Origin of the sequence: Devosia sp., assembly GCF_965229025.1 — a bacterium.
Taxonomy (GTDB): Bacteria; Pseudomonadota; Alphaproteobacteria; order Rhizobiales; family Devosiaceae; genus Devosia_A.
The window spans coordinates 1,819,640-1,841,152 of sequence record NZ_OZ245853.1; the positions used below are offsets into that span (position 1 = coordinate 1,819,640).

24 protein-coding genes are annotated in these 21,513 nt (G+C 63.7%); 15 read left to right on the forward strand and 9 right to left on the reverse strand.

Features of this window, described 5'->3' with window-relative positions:
* Positions 1 to 3 precede the first annotated feature (3 nt).
* From gmk to fabD, 7 genes are all read right to left on the reverse strand, one after another.
* A complete protein-coding gene (gene gmk / locus ACO06J_RS09025; protein ID WP_421760370.1) occupies positions 4 to 642 on the reverse strand; it encodes a guanylate kinase in 639 nt (212 codons plus the stop codon).
* Positions 643 to 646: 4 nt separating this feature from the next.
* The gene (locus tag ACO06J_RS09030; RefSeq protein ID WP_421760371.1) at positions 647 to 1,540 is read right to left on the reverse strand and encodes a YicC/YloC family endoribonuclease; all 894 of its coding nucleotides are present in this window, start codon (positions 1,538 to 1,540) and stop codon (positions 647 to 649) included.
* Positions 1,540 to 2,658, reverse strand: a complete 1,119-nt coding sequence (mltG, locus tag ACO06J_RS09035) for an endolytic transglycosylase MltG (protein ID WP_421760372.1) — start codon at positions 2,656 to 2,658, stop codon at positions 1,540 to 1,542. Before mltG ends, ACO06J_RS09030 begins: the two co-directional genes overlap by 1 nt.
* A gap of 66 nt (positions 2,659 to 2,724) precedes the next feature.
* Entirely contained in the window at positions 2,725 to 3,987 is a 1,263-nt protein-coding gene (gene fabF / locus ACO06J_RS09040; protein WP_421762477.1) for a beta-ketoacyl-ACP synthase II, read from the reverse strand.
* 40 nt (positions 3,988 to 4,027) lie between these two features.
* A complete protein-coding gene (locus ACO06J_RS09045) occupies positions 4,028 to 4,264 on the reverse strand; it encodes an acyl carrier protein (RefSeq protein WP_421760373.1) in 237 nt (78 codons plus the stop codon).
* A gap of 261 nt (positions 4,265 to 4,525) precedes the next feature.
* A complete protein-coding gene (gene fabG / locus ACO06J_RS09050; RefSeq protein ID WP_421760374.1) occupies positions 4,526 to 5,266 on the reverse strand; it encodes a 3-oxoacyl-[acyl-carrier-protein] reductase in 741 nt (246 codons plus the stop codon).
* A gap of 111 nt (positions 5,267 to 5,377) precedes the next feature.
* Positions 5,378 to 6,328 (reverse strand): ACP S-malonyltransferase, encoded by a 951-nt coding sequence (gene fabD, locus ACO06J_RS09055; protein ID WP_421760375.1) that lies wholly within the window; start codon positions 6,326 to 6,328, stop codon positions 5,378 to 5,380.
* 171 nt (positions 6,329 to 6,499) lie between these two features.
* On the opposite strand from fabD, the gene ACO06J_RS09060 reads away from it, so the two are divergent.
* On the forward strand, positions 6,500 to 6,697 hold the full coding sequence (locus tag ACO06J_RS09060; RefSeq protein WP_421760376.1) for a type II toxin-antitoxin system VapB family antitoxin: 198 nt from the start codon (positions 6,500 to 6,502) through the stop codon (positions 6,695 to 6,697).
* Positions 6,694 to 7,065 carry a type II toxin-antitoxin system VapC family toxin gene (locus ACO06J_RS09065; RefSeq protein WP_421760378.1) on the forward strand — a complete coding sequence of 124 codons (372 nt, stop codon included), beginning with the start codon at positions 6,694 to 6,696 and terminating at the stop codon, positions 7,063 to 7,065. Before ACO06J_RS09060 ends, ACO06J_RS09065 begins: the two co-directional genes overlap by 4 nt.
* 22 nt (positions 7,066 to 7,087) lie before the next feature.
* Here ACO06J_RS09065 and ACO06J_RS09070 read toward each other — a convergent pair whose 3' ends face one another.
* Positions 7,088 to 8,026, reverse strand: coding sequence for a threonine/serine dehydratase (locus tag ACO06J_RS09070; protein ID WP_421760379.1), 939 nt, complete (start codon positions 8,024 to 8,026; stop codon positions 7,088 to 7,090).
* 147 nt (positions 8,027 to 8,173) lie between these two features.
* On the opposite strand from ACO06J_RS09070, the gene ACO06J_RS09075 reads away from it, so the two are divergent.
* The 13 genes from ACO06J_RS09075 (at position 8,174) to ACO06J_RS09135 (ending at position 20,004) form a co-directional block, all read left to right on the forward strand.
* Positions 8,174 to 8,359: a hypothetical protein gene (locus tag ACO06J_RS09075; protein ID WP_421760380.1), complete on the forward strand. Its 186-nt coding sequence runs from the start codon at positions 8,174 to 8,176 to the stop codon at positions 8,357 to 8,359.
* A 227-nt stretch (positions 8,360 to 8,586) separates the two neighbouring features.
* The gene (rpsF, locus tag ACO06J_RS09080) at positions 8,587 to 8,994 is read left to right on the forward strand and encodes a 30S ribosomal protein S6 (protein ID WP_421760381.1); all 408 of its coding nucleotides are present in this window, start codon (positions 8,587 to 8,589) and stop codon (positions 8,992 to 8,994) included.
* Positions 8,995 to 9,012: 18 nt separating this feature from the next.
* Positions 9,013 to 9,267 carry a 30S ribosomal protein S18 gene (rpsR, locus tag ACO06J_RS09085; protein ID WP_421760382.1) on the forward strand — a complete coding sequence of 85 codons (255 nt, stop codon included), beginning with the start codon at positions 9,013 to 9,015 and terminating at the stop codon, positions 9,265 to 9,267.
* A gap of 172 nt (positions 9,268 to 9,439) precedes the next feature.
* Entirely contained in the window at positions 9,440 to 10,009 is a 570-nt protein-coding gene (gene rplI / locus ACO06J_RS09090; RefSeq protein ID WP_421760383.1) for a 50S ribosomal protein L9, read from the forward strand.
* 257 nt (positions 10,010 to 10,266) lie between these two features.
* Positions 10,267 to 11,757, forward strand: coding sequence for a replicative DNA helicase (locus ACO06J_RS09095; RefSeq protein WP_421760384.1), 1,491 nt, complete (start codon positions 10,267 to 10,269; stop codon positions 11,755 to 11,757).
* 2 nt (positions 11,758 to 11,759) lie between these two features.
* Entirely contained in the window at positions 11,760 to 12,899 is a 1,140-nt protein-coding gene (alr, locus tag ACO06J_RS09100; protein ID WP_421762478.1) for an alanine racemase, read from the forward strand.
* Between the two features lie 29 nt (positions 12,900 to 12,928).
* Positions 12,929 to 13,909, forward strand: coding sequence for a TIM barrel protein (locus tag ACO06J_RS09105; protein WP_421762479.1), 981 nt, complete (start codon positions 12,929 to 12,931; stop codon positions 13,907 to 13,909).
* Complete coding sequence (locus tag ACO06J_RS09110; RefSeq protein ID WP_421760385.1) at positions 13,906 to 14,781, forward strand: PfkB family carbohydrate kinase; 876 nt, start codon at positions 13,906 to 13,908, stop codon at positions 14,779 to 14,781. Before ACO06J_RS09105 ends, ACO06J_RS09110 begins: the two co-directional genes overlap by 4 nt.
* Positions 14,782 to 14,862: 81 nt before the next feature.
* Positions 14,863 to 15,393, forward strand: a complete 531-nt coding sequence (locus tag ACO06J_RS09115; protein ID WP_421762480.1) for a DUF1697 domain-containing protein — start codon at positions 14,863 to 14,865, stop codon at positions 15,391 to 15,393.
* Entirely contained in the window at positions 15,393 to 16,781 is a 1,389-nt protein-coding gene (radA, locus tag ACO06J_RS09120) for a DNA repair protein RadA (protein ID WP_421760386.1), read from the forward strand. Before ACO06J_RS09115 ends, radA begins: the two co-directional genes overlap by 1 nt.
* Positions 16,782 to 16,905: 124 nt before the next feature.
* Complete coding sequence (locus ACO06J_RS09125; RefSeq protein ID WP_421760387.1) at positions 16,906 to 17,541, forward strand: CvpA family protein; 636 nt, start codon at positions 16,906 to 16,908, stop codon at positions 17,539 to 17,541.
* A gap of 92 nt (positions 17,542 to 17,633) precedes the next feature.
* Positions 17,634 to 19,139 carry an amidophosphoribosyltransferase gene (gene purF, locus ACO06J_RS09130; RefSeq protein WP_421760388.1) on the forward strand — a complete coding sequence of 502 codons (1,506 nt, stop codon included), beginning with the start codon at positions 17,634 to 17,636 and terminating at the stop codon, positions 19,137 to 19,139.
* 127 nt (positions 19,140 to 19,266) lie between these two features.
* Entirely contained in the window at positions 19,267 to 20,004 is a 738-nt protein-coding gene (locus ACO06J_RS09135) for an SDR family NAD(P)-dependent oxidoreductase (protein WP_421760389.1), read from the forward strand.
* 137 nt (positions 20,005 to 20,141) lie between these two features.
* Here ACO06J_RS09135 and ACO06J_RS09140 read toward each other — a convergent pair whose 3' ends face one another.
* On the reverse strand, positions 20,142 to 21,419 hold the full coding sequence (locus ACO06J_RS09140; RefSeq protein ID WP_421760390.1) for a hemolysin family protein: 1,278 nt from the start codon (positions 21,417 to 21,419) through the stop codon (positions 20,142 to 20,144).
* Between the last annotated feature and the right edge of the window lie 94 nt (positions 21,420 to 21,513).

The following is a 21,513-nucleotide window of genomic DNA, read 5'->3' on the forward strand; positions in this document are numbered from 1 at the left end:
CTGTCACAGAGAATCGATCTGATCCTGCAAGTCCTTGACGAAGTTATCCAATTGGATGAAACGCGGACGAGCCAAGCGGGCGGCGGCGAGGATGGTGCGGACGCGGCTGGTTGAGTCCTCGAGATCCTCGTTCACCAGCACATAATCGTATTCATTGTAGTGCTGCATCTCGATGCGGGCGTTCTTCAGGCGCTTCTCGATGGTGCCGGCGCTGTCCTGGGCGCGGCGTTCAAGGCGCTTGCGCAGTTCCTTGATCGAAGGCGGCAGGATGAAGATGGTGACCATGTCAGAGCGGCACTTCTCGTACAGTTGGAGCGTGCCCTGAAAATCGATATCGAACAGGATGTCTCGGCCGGCAGAAAGCCGCTCTTCGACGCGCGAGCGAGGCGTACCGTAGAAATTGTCATGGACGCGGGCCCATTCGAGCAACTCGCCATCTGCACGCATCTTGTCGAAGGTGGGCACGTCGATGAAGTGGTAGTGCTTGCCGTCGATCTCGTCGGTGCGGCGGGCGCGGGTGGTGACTGACACCGAAAGCGCGATGTTGGGATCGTCTTCGAAGAGCGCGCGCGAAATCGAGGATTTGCCTGCGCCTGATGGCGAGGCCAGAACCAGCATCACTCCGCGTCGGGTAAATTCCATGCGATCACTCGATATTCTGCACTTGCTCGCGGAGCTGATCGATGGCCGCCTTGAGGTCGAGGCCGATCGCGGTCAGCGCCACGTCGTTGGACTTGGAGCACAGGGTATTCGCCTCGCGGTTAAATTCCTGTGACAGGAAATCGAGCTTGCGACCGGCAGGGCCACCGGCGGCGAGCAACTGGCGCGCGGCGGCGATGTGGGCGGTAAGCCGATCCAGCTCCTCGCGGATATCGGCCTTGGTGGCGAGGAGCACGGCCTCTTGCGCCAGCCGCTCCTCGCTGAGGGCTGGGCTGGCGTCCATCAGTTCGGCGAGTTGCTGGCGCAGACGGGCGAGAATCACCTCCCGGCTGCGGCCTGGGTGCGTTTCCGCAGCGCGCGAAAGGCTGGCTATCTCGTCTATGCGGGTGGAGAGGATTTCGGCGATGCGGGCGCCTTCCTCCTGTCGGGAAAGGGCAAGGGCAGCGATGGCCTGATCGACGGCGGCGAGGATGGCGGCGTTCAGCGCCTCTTCGGCGTCGCCGGTGAGCGGGGTCTGGTGCTGTTCGAGGACACCCTTCAGGGCCAGGATGCCATCGAGAGTGGGCGGGGTGGCCTTCATCTGGGTGTCGAGCCACTTCAGGCCGTCGAGCACCGCATCGAGGGCCTGGCGGTTGATGACGACGCGGCCGCCCTCCCCTTCGCGATCGACGCTGAGGGAGACGGTGAGCGAGCCGCGGGTGATGGATTTGCCGATGCGGCGGCGGATTTCGCTTTCCAGCGCATCAAAACCGGGGGCGAGGCGCATGCGCAGGTCGAGCCCGCGGCCGTTGACCGATTTGAGTTCGACGACGAATGCGATCCCCGGCACGGCGCCGGACGCGCGGCCGTAGCCAGTCATGCTGGCGAGCGGCGACGCCATTATGGCGCGGGCTCGACAGCCTCGCCGGCGTCCTTTGCCGCCTGGGCCTCAAGCGCCTCGCGCGCGGCTTCCGAGTCAGCCTCGGCAGCGGCCTTGCGGTAGGCGGCAACGTTCTTCTTGTGCTGGGCGTAAGTCGCGGCGAATAGGTGCCCGTCAGCGGGGTCGGCGCTCTTGGCCACGAAGTAGAGGTCGTTGGTCGGCGCCGGATGGGCGACGGCCATGAGGGCATCCTCGCCTGGATTGGCGATCGGACCGGGCGGCAGACCATCGACCTGATAGGTGTTGTAGGGCGTCTTCTGCTTGAGTTCGTCGGACGTTGGACTGCGGCTCAGCACCGACTTTCCGCCAGTTACGCCATAGAGAACTGTTGGATCGGTCTGCAGCCGCATGTTCTTTTTGAGCCGGTTGATGAAGACCGCTGCAACCTGCGGGCGTTCGGTGGCGATACCGGTCTCTTTTTCGACGATCGAGGCTAGCGTCACCAGTTCTTCCGGAGACTTGATCACCTTGTCGATTGCGGTGTCGCGGCCGTCCCATATGGCTTTGAGGCGGGCCGCCATTTCGGCCTGCATCTTTTCGAGCACGGACTGACGGCTATCGCCGGGGAAGTAGTCGTAGCGGACGGCGAGCAGCGTGCCCTCGGCAGGCGCGACGACGGGGGCGCCGGTGAGGTTGGGGCCAACAGCGTTTAGCTTTTCCGCGACCTGGAACGAGGTATCACCGGGAATGACATTGACGAAGAAATCGAGCGGCTTGCCCTCGGTGATCTCCTTGAGGACATCGGACATCGAGGAGTTGGCCTTGAGCAGGTAGACGCCGGCCTTGACGTCGCCTTCCTTCTTGAGGGCACGGGTGCCGGCCCAGAAGATCCAGTGATTGCCGATGAGCCCCTGCTCTTCGAGCCGCTGGGCGATAGTCTGGACGGATGAGCCCTTTTCGACCGTAAAGTTGGTGTCCGTCGCGATGCTGCCGGCCGAGTAGAACTGGTTTGCGCCGTATAAGAAAATGCCGACACCCGCCAGCATGCCCAATACCAGCAGCGTCAGAAAGCCGTTGATGACGCTGACAAGAGCGCTGCGCCGGCGGCGAGGGCGTTTTTCGGACCGGTCTTTGGCCATGAGACGAACCTCCCCGAGGCAGCTAGCGCGTTAAGTGTTGTTATCGTCCGCGCGACGCTGCGGCGGTCAGTTCATCCTGCGGAAGATCAAAGACGCATTGGTGCCGCCAAACCCGAAGGAATTGGACAGCGCGACGTTGATTTCCTTCTTGAGCGGAGTATGCGGCACAAGATTGATCACGCTCTCGACGGATGGATTGTCGAGATTGATGGTCGGCGGGGCGATGTTGTCGCGGATGGCGAGGAGCGAGAAGATCGCTTCCACCGCTCCGGCAGCGCCCAAGAGGTGCCCGATCGACGACTTGGTCGAGGACATGGCCGCGCGCGGCGCAGCATCGCCCAGAAGGCGGGTGACGGAGCCCAGTTCGATCTCATCGCCGAGCGGCGTCGAGGTGCCGTGGGCGTTGATGTAGTCGATATCGGCAGGTGAGATGCCGGCGCGCTTGACCGAGGCCATCATGGCCCGATAGCCGCCATCGCCGTCCTCGGAGGGAGCGGTGATGTGATGAGCATCGCCTGAGAGGCCATAGCCGATGACTTCGCCGTAGATGTGGGCGCCACGGGCTTTGGCGCGCTCGTAGTCTTCGAGCACGACGACACCCGCGCCTTCGCCCATGACGAACCCGTCGCGATCCTTGTCGTAGGGGCGCGAGGCCTTTTCAGGGGCGTCGTTGAAGTTGCTGGAGAGCGCACGCATGGCCGAGAAGCCGGCGAGTGCAATGCGGTTGACGCAGGACTCGGCGCCGCCGGCGACCATCACATCGGCATCGCCCATGGCGATCAAACGCCAAGAATCGCCGATGGCGTGGGCGCCTGTCGAGCAGGCCGTGACCACCGAGTGGTTCGGGCCCTTGAGTCCGTGCTTGATGGAGACGTAACCCGAGGCGAGGTTGATGAGACGGCCGGGAATGAAAAACGGGCTGACGCGGCGCGGTCCCTTTTCGTGTAGGATCACCGAAGTCTCGTAGATGCCGCCCAGACCGCCGATGCCGGAGCCGATCAGTGTACCGATCCGCTCCTGCTCTGCTTGGGTCTTGGGGGCGACACCGGCGTCGTCGATGGCCTGCTGTGCAGCGGCCATCGCGTAGATGATGAAGGGATCAACCTTGCGCTGATCCTTCACATCCATCCATTCGTCGGCATTGAACTTGCCCTCGGCATAGCTCCCGAGTGGCACCCGATGGGCGACCTGGCAGGCGATATCGCTGACCTCGAAGTCATCGATCCGCTTTGCCCCGCTCTTTGAGGCGAGAATGTTGTTCCAGGTGGGTTCGACACCGCAGCCCAAAGGACTAACGATCCCCATCCCGGTGACGACGACGCGGCGCAATTCCATCGAGTACCAGCCGAGTTTTACCGAGAGCGGGCGATCAGCCGACGGCTTTGGTCAGATAGGCGACAGCATCGCCGAAGGTCTGGATCGATTCTGCGGCATCGTCGGGGATTTCGACGCTGAACTCTTCTTCGAAAGCCATCACCAGTTCGACCTGATCGAGCGAATCCGCGCCCAGATCGTCGATGAAGCTCGCCTTCTCGACGACCTTCTCCGCCTCAACGTTCAGGTGTTCCACCACGATCTTGCGGACGCGATCAGCGATATCGCTCATATTTTGACTTCCCTTGTTACCAGACGGTTTTGTTGGTCTTGAATTCGGCCGCGTAGCGGGCTGGCATTGCCTTGAACCTTGGCAGGCCGCTGCCGTTAACGGCTGACTGTAGGCGCGGTTCCCCACCCTCGCAAGTGCGGCCCGATCCCGAAATCAGGGGCGGAGGTAACACACTTCTTTCGTGTTGGCCATATTGCCAGGCGCCCCATTTCCCCAGGCTTCGTCGCCAATCGGGTTACAAATTGGCAATTTCAGCAGGCGTTACAGCATCACCATGCCGCCGTTGACGTTGAGCGTGTGGCCGGTGACGTAACCGGACTCAGCGCTTGCAAGGAACACCACGGTTGCCGCGACTTCTTCGGCCGAGCCGAACCGATTGGCTGGCACCTTGCCCAGGATGGCCTCGCGCTGCTTGTCGTTCAACTCATCGGTCATGGCGGAGGAAATGAAGCCCGGCGCCACGGTGTTGACGGTGATATTGCGCGACGCAACCTCATAGGCGAGCGACTTGGACATGCCGATCAGACCGGCCTTGCTGGCCGCGTAATTGGCCTGCCCGGGGTTGCCAACGACGCCGACCACCGAGGTGATGCCGATGATACGGCCATAGCGCTGCTTCATCATCCCTTTGAGCACAGCGCGCATGAGGTGGAAGGCGGAGGTAAGGTTGACCGCCAGCACCTCGTCCCACTCGGCATCCTTCATGCGCATGAAGAGGTTGTCGCGGGTGATGCCGGCGTTGTTGACGAGGATATCGATGCCACCGAGCGCGGCCTCAGCGGCCGGGACGAGTTGATCGACCGCCGCGAGATCGGAGAGGTTGCACGGCAGGATCGGGTGATCGGTGCCGGTCATCTGCTGGTGGGTTTCCTCGAGTGCGGAAACCCGGGTGCCGCTGAGAGCGACTCGAGCGCCGTGGCTCGCCAGCGCCTTGGCGATCTCGCGCCCGATGCCGCCCGAGGCGCCGGTAACGAGGGCGCGTTTGCCAGTAAGATCAAACATTTGACGGCTCCTTTGGAGAGTCTGATTCAATTCGTGAGGAACGTCCCCTCACCCGCCCTTCGGGCACCCTCTCCCTCAAGGGGAGAGGGATGTGTCACTGAGGCAGCACGGCTAGCCTGCGAGGCTGGCCACATAGGCTTCGACGTCCGCGGCTGTGCCGATGGAGACGGCGGGTACTTCGGGGGCGATGCGTTTGGCGAGGCCTGAGAGGACTTTGCCGGAGCCGAGTTCGACAAGCTGGGTGACGGCGCCATCCTTGACCAGCCAGTTCATACATTCGGTCCAGCGGACCATGCCGGTGACCTGTTCGACGAGGCGCTTCTTGATTTCGACGGGGTCGGTGATGGGCTTGGCGAGGACGTTTGCTACCAGCGGCACGAGCGGCACGCGCACGGCGACCTGGTTGAGGGCGTGGAGCATGGCATCGGCGGCGGGGCGCATCAGGGCGCAATGGAACGGGGCACTCACAGGCAGGAGCAAGGCACGCTTGGCACCGGCGGCCTTGAGGGCTTCCATGGCGCGGGTGACGGCGCCGACATGGCCGGAAATCACCACCTGGCCGGGGGCATTGTCGTTGGCGACGCTGCAGACTTCGCCATCTTCAGCATCGTTGACGGCGGCGAGGACGGCTTCGAGATCGAGACCGAGAATGGCGGCCATGGCGCCCTGCCCGACCGGCACGGCCTGCTGCATGGCCTCGCCGCGGATCTTGAGGAGACGGGCCGCATCCCCGAGGCTGAAGGCACCGGCCGCAGCGAGTGCTGAGTACTCGCCGAGCGAGTGACCCGCGACATAGGCGGCGTGGTTCTTGAGTTCGACGCCGCGGCTTTCGAGGACGCGGGTGACGGCGACGGACACGGCCATCAGCGCGGGCTGGGCGTTCTCGGTGAGGCGGAGGGTTTCGTCGGGCCCTTCAAAAATGATGGTCGAGAGCTTCTGGCCCAGCGCCTCATCGACTTCGGCGAAGACGTTGCGTGCCTCCTGGAAGGTATCGGCAAGATCCTTGCCCATGCCGACGGCCTGGCTGCCCTGGCCCGGAAAGGTGAATGCGCGCTTGGTCACGAAAAGCCCCCGCTTTTGTTCTTGTACTTTTGGCCAGCCTAGGCCCACGCCGGACGCCCGTCCAGTTGGCGGCGGCGTGTGCGGGATGGATGCGGCAAAGTCAAGGCGGGAGGGGTGGGCATTGAATAACGCATCAAATGATGCTAATTTTGATGCTCAGGAGATCTTGCAATGCGGACAACAATTACGGTGGACGACGAACTCATGGAGAAGGCCGCGCTCTATACCGGGATCAAGGAACGGTCGGCGCTCGTGCGCGAGGCTTTGCAGCAGTTGGTTTCGCGGGAAGCAGGCCGACGGTTGGCGGCCATGGGCGGTACCGAACCAGAGTTCATGGCGCCTCCACGGCAGCGCTTTCCCGCCGAATGATCCTCGCCGACACGTCTGTATGGGCTGACCACTTAAGGCTCAGTGACACGCGGCTGGCTGAACTCCTGGCCGACGGCCAGATTATCATGCACGCATTCGTGCTGGGAGAGATCGCTTTGGGCTTCCTGCGGCAGCGAGCCAGCATATTGGCGTTGATGCAGGAGCTTCCTGCAATGCACATGTCGGAGCCGGAAGAGGTGCTGAGCCTGATCGAGGGGCAGAGGCTGATTGGGGCGGGGATTGGCTATGTCGACGCGCACCTGCTCGCGTCCTCAATAGCCACACCGAATTGCCAGCTTTGGACCAGAGACAAGCGACTACTCAACGTAGCGTCCCGACTTGGCGTCGCAGCCCTGATCGATCACTAGCGGAGTTCGGCGGTGTTGATGGCTACTCGAACTTCACGGCCGTCGTATTTGCGCCGCAGAGCAGGACCCCCACCCGTTCGCCCGGTGCCGGGGTGTAGGCGCCGGTGAGGAGGGCCGCCATGACGGCGGCGCCGCCGGGTTCGGCGACAACGCGGAGGACGTCCCACACGGCTTTTTGCGCTGCGACGATTGCGTCATCGGAAACAAGAACAGACTGATCGATGTGGCGGCGGAGGGCTAAGCTTAGTTCGCCGATCTTGCGGGCGCCGAGGCTATCGGCGGCAACGCCGCTGACCGGGACGTCGACGGGATGGCCGGCTTCAATGGCCTTGTTGAGCGAGGCAGCGTTGATGGGCTCGACACCGACAATCTTGACCTTGCCGCCGACGGCAGCCGCTATGCCGCCGATGAGGCCGCCGCCGCCGACTGCGACAAGCAACGTATCGAGTTCGGGGGACTGCTCAGCCCATTCGAGCGCCAAGGTGCCCTGCCCCGCCAGCGTCTGGAAGCCATCGTAGGCGTGGACTTCGAGCATGCCGTGCTCGGCTGCAAAACTGCGACTGGCGGCGTAGGCGTCGAAATAGGTGTCCCCGCCGACGACGATTTCGGCACCGTATTGCTTGATGCGGGCGATCTTGGCGGGGGACGAGATTTTCGGAACGTAGATGTGGGCCTTATAGCCCAGGCGCATGGCGGCATAGGCGACGGCAGCCCCATGATTGCCACCTGAGGCCGCAACGACGCCGCGTTCGGCGCCGGGATTGAGCAGGAGACTGGCGAAGGCGCCGCGGGCCTTGAAGGTGCCCGAGTGCTGCATGAACTCGAACTTGAAGGTGAGGGAGTTCGCCGCGAGGTCAAAGTCCGCCCCTGACGTGCTCATCACCGGGGTGCGCCGGATGTGGGGCCGAATGACGGCCTCAGCGGCGAGAACGGCGGCGAGATCGGGGATGGGCGTCGACATGGGTGACTTTCAAATTTGGAGCGCACCTCGGCCGGAAAGCATGGCGAGGCGCGGCAATGTCATTGGGGTAGCGCTCCGTTTGAGCCAGATCAAGGCAGAGCGGTGCGATCTGTTGGCTGTGTTCCCGAAGGACCGGGAGGCGTCAGCATGGGCAAGATAAACGCGGCGTGGCATCTTGCGCATTCGATGCCCAAGAACCCCACTCCGCAGCAGCGGGCAGAATGGCACTATGAGCATGCACTCCATTGCGGGTGCCGCGAGATCACGCCATCGATCGCCGCGCTACTCGAGGAGCATGGCTTTGAGGTGCCGGGGCGGCTGGAGGCGAAGTAGCCCTCCATGCTTGCGTTCTCTGGGGTTATCGCCTATAGCCCCGCTCGCATTCGTTCGGCCGGGGGCTGAACGGAGGGTCTGCTTTTTGCAGATAGGGCATTTGAAGTGATGTGCCCGGCCTCCCGTGTTCCCGCTCTTTAGAAGACTGCTTTGCTGCCTTTCCGGCTTCAAAGGGGCTCCGCGCCGCGCGGAATGCGTGTTGAGAACCAACTCAAAGGAAGGTGCCTATGGCCCTCTACGAGCATATTTTCCTGGCCCGCCAGGACGTCTCGCCCCAACAGGTCGAGGAACTGACCACGGCGCTGACCGGTGTGATCACCGAAGGCGGCGGCAAGGTCACCAAGAACGAGTACTGGGGGCTGAAGTCGCTCTCGTACCGCATCAAGAAGAACCGCAAGGCTCACTACAGCCTGCTCAACATCGACGCTCCGTCGGCCGCCGTGGCCGAGATGGAACGCCAGATGCGCATCAATGAAGACATCCTGCGCTTCATGACCGTGCGTGTTGACGAGCTTGAAGAAGGCCCGTCGGCAATGATGCAGAAGCGCGATCGCGAAGATGGCGATCGTCCGGGCGGCGGCCGCCCGGATCGTGGCGGTTTCGACCGCGGCGATCGTCGTCCCCGCCGGTTCTGATTGGAAGGATAAGCCCAAATGGCCATCAAAGAACTCACCACTGCCACGGCTCGCCGTCCGTTCCAGCGCCGCCGCAAGACCTGCCCGTTCTCGGGCCCGAACGCGCCCAAGATCGACTACAAGGACGTGCGGCTGCTGTCGCGCTATGTGTCGGAACGCGGCAAGATCGTCCCCTCCCGCATCACGGCTGTTTCAGCCCTGAAGCAGCGCGACCTGGCCCGTGCCATCAAGCGCGCCCGCTTCATCGGCATCATGCCCTACGCGGTTCAGTAAACCTATTTGGTGGCTGGCTCTGTTGGGCCAGCTTCCTAGGTGAATAAGGCCCCCTGGCCCGGCGCTACGCGGCGACCTCTCCCCCACAGGGAGAGGTAAGGGGGAAACGCTGGGGTTGCGGATGGTCCGCGACTCCTAACCGCCCCCGAGGCGGGACAGCAAAGGAAACGACATGAAAGTCATTCTTCTCGAGCGCGTTGGCCGGTCCGGTCACATTGGTGACGAAGTCACCGTGAAGGACGGGTTTGCCCGTAACTATCTGCTGCCGCAGCAGAAGGCGCTGCGTGCCACCGAAGCCAACCGCAAGCGGTTCGAGCGCGATCGCGCCGACATCGAGCAGCGTAACCAGGATCGCCGCGAGGCGGCTGCCGGGATCGCCTCGGGCCTCAATGGCAAGTCGGTGGTCATCATCCGCCAGGCCGGCGAAACCGGACAGCTCTATGGTTCGGTGTCCTCGCGTGACGTTGCCGACGCGCTGTCGGCTGACGGCTTCACGGTTGCCCGCTCGCAGGTCGACCTTGCCAACCCGATCAAGACGGTCGGCGTGCACACGGTCGCGTTGCACCTCCACGCTGAAGTCGCGGTCACCGTTTCGGTGAACGTGGCGCGTTCGGAAGACGAAGCCGAGCGCCAGTCGAAGGGCGAAGACGTCACCGCGGTCAACTATGACGACGAGGCCAACTCGGCCTTTGCCGACATCCAGGCTGAAGTGGGCTCTGCCGCCGAATTCGGCGACGAGTAAGCTTCACTCCAATCGTATGCATGAAGGCCGGGAGCGATCCCGGCCTTTTTGTTTGGCTGCCGCCGCAGGGCTCGCGGCAGTCTCGTGCCACAGCCGATTCGCAATGGCCGGTTATGGTTTCCCCCATTATCAACACTAACCACAGCGCGACTCGGGTATGGGGTCGTGGGGTCACGTGGCCGTCGCAATTTCCTCCCCTGGGCGGCCGTGGCTAGTTAAGAACGCGTTAACACCACACGGGGAGAATTTGAGTCGTTATGGTCGACGCCAATGTCCATCGCCTGCGTCCGGAAGACGACAAGAGCTTCCGTCTCGCGCCCCACAACGTGGAGGCGGAGCAGGCGCTGTTGGGCGCAATCCTGGTCAATAACGAGGCCTACTACCGGGTTTCGGACTTTCTGATCCCCGAGCATTTCTATGAACCGGTGCACCGCACGATCTACGAGGTGCTGCAGAAGATCATCCGGGCCGGCAAGACCGCGACGCCGATCACGGCCAAGACCTATCTGCCCGAGGCGCTGGTTGCCGACGTGACGATGCCGCAGTACCTGGCGCGGCTTGCCGCCGAGGCTACGACGGTGCTGAACGCTGGCGACTATGGCCAATCGATCTATGACCTCGCGATCCGGCGCAACCTGATCCAGATCGGTGAGGAGATGGTGCAGACGGCATACGACTCGGACGTCGACGCCACGGCCAACAAGCAGATCGAAGAAGCCGAAAAGCAGCTGTTCGACCTTGCGGAAAAGGGCCGTTACGACGGCGGCTTCCAAACATTTTCGGCGGCGCTGACCGAAGCCATCAAGATGGCCGGAGAGGCCTATGGTCGCGACGGGACGCTGTCGGGCACTTCGACCGGGATGACCGACCTTGACCGGCTGATGGGCGGGTTGCAGCGCAGCGATTTGATCATTCTTGCGGCGCGACCCGCGATGGGGAAGACGGCGCTTGCCACCAACATTGCCTTCCACGTGGCGCGGACTTGGAAGGGCGAGATCACACCTGACGGCCACCGCAAGACGACAGACGGCGGCCAGGTGGGGTTCTTCTCGCTCGAAATGAGCGCCGAGCAGCTGGCGACGCGTATTCTAGCCGAGCAGGCGGAGATCTCCTCGTCTGATATCCGACGCGGCAACATCCACGAGAGCCAGTTCAGCCGGCTGGTGGATACTTCCAACCTGATGGCGCAGATCCCGCTTTTCATCGACGACACCGGCGGCATCTCGGTAGCGCAGCTCGCGGCCCGCGCGCGGCGGCTGAAGCGGCAGAAGGGGCTGGACCTCCTGATCGTCGACTACTTGCAGCTGCTTTCTGGCTCATCAAAGAAGTCGAGCGAGAACCGCGTGCAGGAACTGACCGAGATCACGACGACGCTCAAGGCGCTCGCCAAAGAGCTGGAAGTGCCGATCATCGCGCTCAGCCAGTTGAGCCGTCAGGTGGAAAACCGCGACGACAAGCATCCGCAGCTTTCCGATCTGCGCGAATCCGGCTCTATCGAGCAAGATGCCGACGTGGTGCTGTTTGTGTATCGCGAGGAATATTACCTCAAGAACAAGGAGCCCAAGGAAGGCTCGCCGGAGCATCTGGCGTGGCAGGGCGAAATGGAAAAGGTTCACGGCAAGGCCGAAGTGATTATCGGCAAGCAGCGTCACGGCCCGACCGGTACAGTGCAGCTCAGTTTTGAGGCGCAGTTCACGCGGTTCGGCAATCTGGCGCGGAGCGACTACCTGCCGGAGAGGATGGAATAGTGATGCCGGCACCGGCCATCGCGACGGGATATGGCGGCAAGCTGACCGTCGACCTGGGCGCGCTCAAGCGCAACTGGCAGGCGCTCAACAAGGTGAGCCGGGGCGCGCTGACGGGCGCCGTGGTGAAGGCGGATGCCTATGGCACGGGGATCGTGCAATCGGCGCGGGCGCTGTACGACGCGGGGGCGCGATTCTTCTTCGTGGCGACGCCCGATGAGGGGATTGCCGTGCGGGCGTCGCTGCCCGAGGACACGCATATCTTCATTCTCGATGGCCTCTTTCCCGGCGCGGCGCCGCTCTATGTGGGCGAGCGGCTGATGCCTTGCCTCTGTTCGCTCCCAATGCTTGAGGAGTGGCTGCAGGCGTGCCTCGCCTCCAACCAGGCGCTACCGGCTGCTCTCCACTTCGACACAGGTATCAACCGGCTGGGTTTTCGGCTGAACGAGGCGACGATCGTCAAGCGGATGGTCGACGGCATCGGCTATGCGCCGCAGATGATCATGAGCCACCTCGCCTGCGCCGATATTCCGGCGCACGAGAAGAACCGCACGCAGCTGGCGCTGTTCACCACCATCATGGCGCAGTTTCCCGGCGTGCCCGCCTCGCTCGCCAACTCGGCAGGGCTGATGACGGCGCGCGAGAACCACTTCCAGATGGTGCGGCCGGGGATTGCGCTTTATGGCGGCCGTGCCGTCGCCGGGCGGCGCAACCCGATGTCGCCAGTGGTGACGCTTGAGGCGCCGATCCTCCAGGTCAAGGAAGTGAAGACCGGTGAGACGGTGGGCTATGGTGCGCTGCAGACGATCCAGCGGGACAGCCGGATTGCCGTAGTGGCGATTGGCTATGCGGACGGGTTCTTCCGCTCGCTTTCGTCGGCCAACAATCACCGGGGCACACATGTGTCGATCCGCGGCCAGCATGTGCCGGTGATTGGGCGGGTGTCGATGGACATGATCGGGGTGGACATCACCGACCTGCCCGAGCCGCCGAAGCCCGGCGAAGTGGCCGAGATCCTGGGCAAGACCATCAGCGTGGACGACCATGCCGATGTGGGTGGCACCATCGGATACGAGGTTCTCACCAGCCTCAAGGGGCGCTACACAAGGCAGTATGTGGAAACGGCGGCGCAAACGACTGCCTGATACACAGGGAGGACGTTGACTTGGCTGCTTTGACCTTTGCAACTCGGCTCAATTCTTTCGCATCGCGCCCTGAGGCCGCGTGGCCTGGGCTGAAGGGCAAGCCCGGCGTGCTGCAGCTTTCGGCGCGGGCGGCGTCGGTCAGCGGGCTGACGCACGTGGACCTCAACTATCCCGATCATCTGGGTGCGGGCGTCGCCGAGACGGGGCGTGGCATCCGCGACCTGGGGCTCGAGATCAACGGGCTGGCGATGCGGTACTACACCGAGCCGGCGTTTAAGATCGGGGCGTTCACCAACCCCGACCCCAAGATTCGGCGGGCGGCGATCGAGCTGACCAAGCGCGGTATTGATGCGGCGCTGGAAGCGGGCGCGCCGCTAATGACGCTGTGGCTCGGCCAGGATGGCTACGATTACGCATTCCAGGCGGACTATGCCCGGCTGTGGGACCTTGAGATCGAGGGCATCCGCGAGGTGGCGGCATATCAGCCGGAGTGCGAGATCAGCATCGAGTACAAGCCGAACGAGCCGCGCTCCTATTCGCTGCTGCCCGATTGCGCGACGACACTGCTGGCGATCCGCGAGGTGGGGCTACCCAACCTCGGCGTGACGCTGGATTTTGCGCATTCGCTCTATGCCGACGAGCAGCCGGCCTTTGCGGCGGCGCTGATCGGCAAACAGAGCAAGCTGATGGGCGTGCATCTCAACGACGGGTATGGCAAGCGCGATGACGGCTTGATGGTGGGGGCGGTCAATACGCTGAAGACTGTAGAACTGCTGCGCCAGATGCGCCGCGATGGCTATGACCGGCCGATCTATTTCGACACCTTCCCCGATATGACCGGGCTCGACCCGGTGCGCGAATGCGCGGTCAATATCGCGACGGTGCACCGGCTGATGGCCGTGGTGGACCGGCTGGAGGCATCGAATAGCCTCGAGGTGGCACTGGCGGAGCAGGATGCGGTGGCGGCGCAGGCGATCGTGCAGGAAGCCCTGAGCGGGCCGACAGCATGACCCGCGATCGCGTGGTGGTGCTGGGGAGCCTCCACTACGACATCACGGTAGCAACCGCGAACTGGCCGAGCCTCGGCGAAACGGCCGTGGGCAGCGCCTGGGCGCCCAAGCTGGGCGGCAAGGGGCGAAACCAGGCCGTGGCCGCAGCGCGGGCCGGAGCCCTAACCGAGATGATCGGCGCGGTGGGTGTGGACCAGTTCGGGACGGAACTGGTCAACGATCTCGAGGTTAAGGGCGTGGGGCATCAACGGCTGCGCGCGACGTTTGCGGCCGGCTCGGGGATGAGCGTGGCGCTTTTCCAGCCGGACGGCGACTATCGGGCGGTGATTGTTTCGGGCGCCAACCTGACGCTGGACGGGGACGATATTCCGGGCGCGCCGTTCTGGGACGATGTGGCGGTGCTGGTGTTGCAGAATGAGGTGCCGGATACGGCCAATGCGGCTGCGGCAAAGGCCGCGCGCGCGGCAGGGGTGACGGTGCTGCTCAACGCGGCGCCGGCGCGGGAGCTGAGCGTGGAGCTGGCGGCGGAGGTTGACCTGCTGGTGGTGAATGCCGTCGAGGCGGCAATGCTGGCGGGCGGCGCGGAGCCGCATACGTTGGACGAGGCGATGGCCGCGGCGCGCGTGCTGGCGAACCGGTTCCCGGGGGTGGTGGTGACCGCGGGCGGTTCTGGACTAGCGTACGTCGGAAACGGCCTCTCGCTGAGAGTGGCGGGCGAGAAGGTCGCGGTGGTCAACACCCACGGCGCGGGCGACGCGTTTGTGGGGAGCCTTGCGGCGCGGCTGGCCGCGGGAGACGCGATTGAGGTGGCGCTGCGGGCGGCGAACCATGCTGCGGCGGTGCTGGTGGCAACGCCGGAAGAGCGGCGGTAGCGCTGTTCTCTTTTTGTTCTTGACCGCGTGCGACACCTATCCTTATCATGGCCGCTATGAGGTGCGGGTGTGCCAACCTTTGTGATCTTGCTTCGGGCGATCGGGCCAGTGACCCATCGGTTGATGTCTATGGAGCAATGGCGCGCAGAGAGTGAGTTAGCCTGCCTAGTGCAGCCGAAAACTTACGTAGCGACCGGGAACATGGTGGTCGAAGCGGCGATGGAACTGGCCGAGGTTGAGGCGAGGACGGACGGAATCTTGCGGGGGTTTGGTCTGCCGGCCGGCGTCACGGCCGTGGTTCGCCGGCCTGTGGATATTGCTGGGCTGATTGCAGGTAACCCGTTCGTCGATGAGTCCAGAACGCGACCGAGTCAGGTCGCTGTGTTTTTGGCAAAGGGCGCCGGTGAGTTCTCCTGGGTTCAGGAGTGGCAGGGGGAAGAACGGGTGCATGTGGTGGACGACCGGCAACTGATTGTGGACTACCCGATGGAGGTCTCGAAATCGCGGCTGTCGCCGGGGCTGATCGAGCGACGCTCCAAAACGGTTCTGACCGCAAGAAACTGGAACACGATTGTGGCGCTCAACCAGCGTGCACTGGAAAGACCGAACTGATGGCCAAAACCAAATCCTCCTTTGTCTGCCAGGCTTGCGGCGCGGTTTCGGCGCGGTGGGTGGGGCGCTGTGAGGCGTGCGGCGAGTGGAACACCATCGTTGAGGAACTGGTCGACTCGGGCGTCGGCGCGGGGCCAAAGTCGGCGATTGCCGGTGGACGGCCGACGCAGCTGGTGCCGCTGGCCGGCGAAACCGAAACGGCTGCCCGGGTGGTTACGGGGCTCGGTGAACTCGACCGGGTGACGGGCGGCGGGTTCGTGATGGGCTCGGCTGTGCTGGTGGGCGGCGATCCGGGGATCGGGAAATCGACGCTGCTGCTGCAAGCTGCCGCAGCGATGGCGGACCTGGGGCGGTGCGTTGTCTACGTGTCGGGTGAAGAAGCGGTGGCGCAGATCCGGCTGCGCGCACAGCGGCTGGGGCTGGGCGGCGCCAATGTGCAACTCGCCAGCGAGACCAATGTCGAGATCATCCTCGCGACGCTGCAGAGCGGCCCTGCCCCCGACCTGGTGATCATCGATTCGATCCAGACGCTCTGGACTGACCGGGTGGATTCGGCGCCGGGAACCGTGACACAGGTGCGCACTTCGGCGCAGGCGCTGACACGCTTTGCCAAGAAGTCGGGCGCGGCGGTGGTGCTGGTGGGTCACGTGACCAAGGACGGGCAGATCGCCGGGCCGCGGGTCGTCGAGCACATGGTCGATGCGGTGCTGTATTTCGAGGGCGACGCCAGCCACACGTTCCGAATCCTCCGCGGGGTGAAGAACCGTTATGGGGCGACCGACGAGATCGGCGTGTTCGAGATGTCGACGCTGGGGCTGAAGGAAGTGGCCAACCCCTCGGCGCTGTTTCTCGACCAGCGCGACAAGGACGCGGCAGGCTCGGCGGTGTTTGCGGGCATGGAGGGCACGCGGCCGGTTCTGTGTGAGATCCAGGCGCTGGTGGCGCCCTCCCCGCTCGGCACGCCGCGGCGTGCGGTGGTCGGCTGGGACTCCTCGCGGCTCTCGATGGTGCTGGCGGTGCTGGAAACGCGCTGCGGGGTGCGCATCGGGGCTAACGACATTTATCTCAATGTCGCGGGTGGGCTGAAGATCAACGAACCGGCGGCGGACCTTGCAGTTGCCGCGGCACTGATCTCGTCGTTGACCAATTCGCCACTGCCACCCGACGCGGTGTATTTCGGCGAGATTTCTCTCGCAGGGGGGGTGCGGCCCGTGGTGCATGCCTCGCTGCGGCTGCGCGAAGCGGGTAAGCTGGGCTTCCGCACGGCGGTGACCGGGCGCCTTGCAGCGGGGGACCACGGCAGCGGGCTCGAAATCGGCGAATATTCGGAGCTTGCGGAACTCATCGGGCGGATCGCGGCGGGTGGCCGGCGCGCGGCGGCGGAGTAGCAGGCGTGCAACGTGCCGCGCTTTCCGTGAACATCAGCCATCCGGTGTGCCGTCCACGCTTGGCAGCGCCACGATTAGCGGCTAAACGGGACCACAAGCTGATCCCCAGGCGCGGATTCTCTATATGTTGACTGCATTCGACGTTGGCGTCGGCGTTCTTGTCCTGATTTCTGCGCTGTTGGCGACGGCGCGCGGCTTCACCCGCGAGGTGCTGTCGCTAGCCACATGGCTAGGCGCAGCGGCGATTGCCGCGTACCTCTATTTCTATCATGGCGACCTGCTGAAGAGCTATTTCTCGGAAGAGCTGATCGGCAAGATCGTGCTGGTCGCGGGCAGCTTCATTGTCGCTCTGATCATCCTGCACCTGATCACCATGCGGATTGCCGATTTCGTGGTCGACAGCCGGATCGGCCCGCTGGACCGGACGCTGGGCTTCGTGTTCGGTACGGCGCGCGGCATACTGATTGCCGTGGTTGGCGTGGTGTTCTTCGTCTGGCTGATCGGCGACAAACTGCCGACATGGGCGACCGAATCCAAATCCCTGCCGATGCTGCAAAAACTTGGCGACGATCTGATTGCCGCGCTGCCGCCGGATATGGAAAAGCAGGTCACCGACCTGATGCATAAGCGCCAGGGCGAAGACGTGGCGCCGGACGATACCACGCCCGACGAGACAGCCCCGCCAGACGACAGCACCGATGCGCCCGAGGACTCTGCGCCGCTCGCCCCAGCGACGCCGAAAGCGGGCACGAGCACTTGATGACTTTGTGCTGAATGTATTGCCAATACGAGATTGGGGCCGCATAGCGGTCCCAATTGCTTTGCAGGCAGACCATTGCTGAGGACCCCGCGATGACTGACCACTCCAATGCCTCCGCCAAGGCGGTTGCCGAATGGGACTATGATACGCTGCGCGAAGAGTGCGGCGTATTCGGGATCCTGGGGCACCCGGAGGCGGCGACCCTGACTGCACTGGGGCTGCATGCCCTGCAGCATCGCGGGCAGGAAGCGGCAGGTATCGTCAGCTTCGATGGGCGGCACTTCCACACCGAAAAGCGCATGGGCCTCGTGGGTGACCACTATACCGACCCAGCGACGCTGGCGCGGCTACCGGGTTCGATCTCGATCGGCCACACGCGCTATTCGACGACCGGCGAAGTAGCGCTGCGCAATGTGCAGCCGCTGTTTGCCGAACTCGAAGAGGGCGGCATTGCGATTGCGCACAATGGCAATTTCACCAATGGTCTGACGCTGCGCCGGCAGATCATCGCGACGGGCGGCATATGCCAGTCGACGTCGGACACCGAAGTGGTGCTGCACCTCGTGGCGCGCTCACGGCACAGCTCGTCCACCGACCGCTTCATCGATGCGATCCGCCAGATGGAAGGCGGTTATTCGATGCTCGCGATGACCCGCACCAAGCTGATTGCGGCGCGCGACCCGATTGGCATCCGGCCGCTAGTGATGGGCGACCTGGATGGCAAGCCGATCTTCTGCTCGGAGACCTGCGCCCTCGACATCATCGGCGCCAAGTATGTGCGCGATGTCGAAAATGGTGAAGTGATCATCTGCGAACTGCAGCCGGATGGCTCGATTTCGATCGACGCGCGGAAGCAGCAGCGGAAGCAACCCGAGCGGCCGTGCCTCTTTGAATATGTGTATTTCGCGCGGCCGGATTCAGTGGTGAGCGGACGTTCGGTCTACACGGCCCGCAAGCGCATGGGCATCAACCTTGCCAAGGAAGCGCCGGTCGAAGCCGACGTCGTGGTGCCCGTGCCCGATGGTGGCACGCCGGCAGCGATCGGCTTTGCGCAGCAAAGCGGCATTCCGTTCGAGCTCGGGATCATCCGCAACCACTACGTGGGACGGACCTTCATCGAGCCGACGCAGTCCATTCGCGCGTTTGGCGTCAAGCTGAAGCACTCGGCGAACCGGGCGGAGATCGAAGGCAAGCGCGTGGTGCTCATCGACGATTCGATCGTGCGCGGGACGACCTCGCTGAAGATCGTGCAGATGATGCGCGAGGCGGGCGCGCTTGAGGTACATATCCGGGTGGCGAGCCCGATGATCTACTATCCGGATTTCTATGGGATCGATACGCCGGATCCGGAAAACCTGCTGGCCAACCAGCACAAGGACTTGGCTTCGATGTGCCGGTTCATCGGTGCGGACTCGCTGGCGTTCCTCTCCATCGACGGGCTTTACGATGCGGTAGGCGGGGTGAAGCGCAACGCCCTGGCGCCGCAGTTTACCGACCACTATTTCACCGGGGACTACCCGACGACGCTGACCGACCTCAACGGGCGGAACAAGAAGGTCGACCCGCGGACCGGCGCGGTGATGCGGGAAGCGAGCTAAGGCAGGGTTAGGGCTTTCCCCCTGCGCCCTACCCGAACCTGATTTGCCGCGTTTCCGAACCGGAAAACCGTTGCCACTTTTCCTGGAAACGCTCTAGAACCGCGTCACATTTCAGCGGAACTCACTGATGACCTCCACCCAGTCCCTTTCGGGCAAGATCGTTCTCGTCACTGGCGCCTCGCGCGGCATCGGCTTTCACGCAGCGCTTGAGGCCGGGCGGCGCGGCGCGCATGTGATCGCGGTGGCGCGCACGGTGGGCGGGCTCGAAGAGCTGGATGATGCGATCCAGAAGCTCGGGAGCACAACGACGCTGGTGCCGGTTGATCTGCGGGATGGCGACGCTATCGACCGGCTGGGCGCGGCGATCTTCGGGCGCTGGAAGCGGCTAGATGGCGTCGTTGGTAACGCCGCCATGCTCGGCACGCTAAGCCCGGTGGCGCATGTCGATCCCAAGGAATTCGACAAGGTGATGGCGCTTAACGTCACTGCAAACTACCGGCTGATCCGTTCGGTGGACCTACTGCTGCGCCAGTCGGAAGCGGGGCGCGCGGTGTTCGTGTCGTCGTCGTCAGCGCGCTCGGCACGGGCGTTCTGGGGCCCCTATGCCGCCAGCAAGGCGGCGCTCGAGGCGCTGATCAAGAGTTACGCGGCGGAAGTCGAAGGCGCGACCAAGATCAAGGTGAACGCTTTCTACCCGGGCGCGCTGCGCACTGCGATGCGAGCGCGGGCGTTTCCCGGTGAAGACGCGGAAACGCTGCAGAGCCCATCGGTGGTGGCGCCCAAGCTGATCGACATGATCGAGCCGGGTTATGCTGAGAACCGGATGCTGTTCGACTGGGAAAGCTCGGAACTGCGGGCGCTTTAGCTCAGCAAGAAAGACCCCTCATCCGCCCTTCGGGCACCTTCTCCCCAGGGGGGAGAAGGTGCGGAGGAAGTGCAGGCCCCCTCACCCGGCGCTGCGCGCCTACCTCTCCCCCAAAGGGAGAGGTGACGAAGCCGGAGCTAGCTCTTTCGCGACACCAGCACCTTGTCGATACGGCGACCGTCGAGGTCTAGGACTTCGAAGTGCCAGTGGCCGCGGTCGAAGGTTTCGCCGACGTTGGGAAGATGGTTCATTTCGGCCAGTACGTAGCCTGCGACAGTGGCGTACTTGGCATCCTTGGGGATGGGCACGCCGATCTTGTCCTGGAACTCGTCGACCTGCATCCAGCCGGACACGAGGAACGAGCCATCCTCGCGCGTAACGAAGGCAGATTCGTCGCCCTCTTCTTCCTGGAAAGCGCCGGTGATGGCCTCGAGGATGTCACCGGGCGTGACGATGCCTTCGAAGTGGCCGTATTCGTCGAAGACCAGCGCCATGTGAACCAGCGAGGCGCGGATGGCCTTGAGGACGTCCAGCGCATCTGAGCGATCCATGACAACCGGCGCCTGCTTGACCAGGGCGCGAACATCAAGCGTCTCGCCGCTGAACAGCGTATCCAGTAGGTCTTTCCTGACGATGACGCCGACGACGGAATCGACGCCGCCGTCCTGCACCGGGAGCACGGAATGGCGCGTCTCACGCAAAGTGGTGACCAGTTCTTCCTGGGTGGACGACAGGTCGATGATTTCGACGTCGAGGCGCGGGGTCATCAGGCCGCGAGCGGCGCGGTCGGCGAAGCGCATAACGCCAGTGATCATGTGGCGTTCCTCGCTTTCGAGGACGCCGGCATGTTCGGCTTCGGCGATGATGGTCTTGACCTCTTCGTCCGTGACACGCTCGCCGGTGTCGCCGGTCTGGCGCAACAGCGCGAGGATGAGGCGGCCGGAGACGTCGAGCAGCCAGACCAGCGGCGCGCCGATGGAGGCGATCAGCGCCATTGAGGGCGCAACGCTCGACGCAACCCCTTCGGGATCGCGCAGTGCAATCTGCTTGGGCACCAGTTCGCCGATGATCAGCGACAGGTAAGTGATAATGATGACGACGATTCCGACACCTAGCGGCATGGCAATTGACGCATCAATGCCGGCGCCTGTGAGCCCGAGTCCCAGCCGCTCGCCAAGGGTTGCGCCTGAGAAGGCGCCAGACAGCACGCCGACAAGCGTGATGCCGATCTGCACCGAAGATAGAAATTTGCCGGGATCTTCCTGAAGCTTCAGGGCGACAGTGGCGCCGCGCCTGCCGTCGGCAGCGAGAACCTTAAGGCGCGCCGGGCGCGAGGAGACGACGGCAAGCTCAGACATCGAGAGCAGGCCATTGACGAGCGTCAGAACGATGACGATGAGGATTTCGAGGAACACTGGTCTATCGGGGTTGCGGCCCCGCACTCAGCATCGGGTCGCTTGGGAGCGACCAGATATAGCGACGCGATCCGCAATTGCGAATAGCCAATCG

Bases quoted from the DNA above. Each gene is read 5' to 3' on its own strand.
- radA (WP_421760386.1), top strand. From the start codon at position 15,393: ATGGCCAAAACCAAATCCTCCTTTGTCTGCCAGGCTTGCGGCGCGGTT.
- ACO06J_RS09125 (WP_421760387.1), top strand. From the start codon at position 16,906: ATGTTGACTGCATTCGACGTTGGCGTCGGCGTTCTTGTCCTGATTTCT.
- fabG (WP_421760374.1), bottom strand. From the start codon at position 5,266: ATGTTTGATCTTACTGGCAAACGCGCCCTCGTTACCGGCGCCTCGGGC.
- alr (WP_421762478.1), top strand. From the start codon at position 11,760: ATGCCGGCACCGGCCATCGCGACGGGATATGGCGGCAAGCTGACCGTC.
- ACO06J_RS09030 (WP_421760371.1), bottom strand. From the start codon at position 1,540: ATGGCGTCGCCGCTCGCCAGCATGACTGGCTACGGCCGCGCGTCCGGC.
- ACO06J_RS09070 (WP_421760379.1), bottom strand. From the start codon at position 8,026: ATGTCGACGCCCATCCCCGATCTCGCCGCCGTTCTCGCCGCTGAGGCC.
- rplI (WP_421760383.1), top strand. From the start codon at position 9,440: ATGAAAGTCATTCTTCTCGAGCGCGTTGGCCGGTCCGGTCACATTGGT.
- ACO06J_RS09075 (WP_421760380.1), top strand. From the start codon at position 8,174: ATGGGCAAGATAAACGCGGCGTGGCATCTTGCGCATTCGATGCCCAAG.
- gmk (WP_421760370.1), bottom strand. From the start codon at position 642: ATGGAATTTACCCGACGCGGAGTGATGCTGGTTCTGGCCTCGCCATCA.
- purF (WP_421760388.1), top strand. From the start codon at position 17,634: ATGACTGACCACTCCAATGCCTCCGCCAAGGCGGTTGCCGAATGGGAC.
- ACO06J_RS09095 (WP_421760384.1), top strand. From the start codon at position 10,267: ATGGTCGACGCCAATGTCCATCGCCTGCGTCCGGAAGACGACAAGAGC.
- ACO06J_RS09045 (WP_421760373.1), bottom strand. From the start codon at position 4,264: ATGAGCGATATCGCTGATCGCGTCCGCAAGATCGTGGTGGAACACCTG.
- rpsF (WP_421760381.1), top strand. From the start codon at position 8,587: ATGGCCCTCTACGAGCATATTTTCCTGGCCCGCCAGGACGTCTCGCCC.
- ACO06J_RS09065 (WP_421760378.1), top strand. From the start codon at position 6,694: ATGATCCTCGCCGACACGTCTGTATGGGCTGACCACTTAAGGCTCAGT.
- rpsR (WP_421760382.1), top strand. From the start codon at position 9,013: ATGGCCATCAAAGAACTCACCACTGCCACGGCTCGCCGTCCGTTCCAG.
- ACO06J_RS09135 (WP_421760389.1), top strand. From the start codon at position 19,267: ATGACCTCCACCCAGTCCCTTTCGGGCAAGATCGTTCTCGTCACTGGC.
- mltG (WP_421760372.1), bottom strand. From the start codon at position 2,658: ATGGCCAAAGACCGGTCCGAAAAACGCCCTCGCCGCCGGCGCAGCGCT.
- ACO06J_RS09110 (WP_421760385.1), top strand. From the start codon at position 13,906: ATGACCCGCGATCGCGTGGTGGTGCTGGGGAGCCTCCACTACGACATC.
- ACO06J_RS09060 (WP_421760376.1), top strand. From the start codon at position 6,500: ATGCGGACAACAATTACGGTGGACGACGAACTCATGGAGAAGGCCGCG.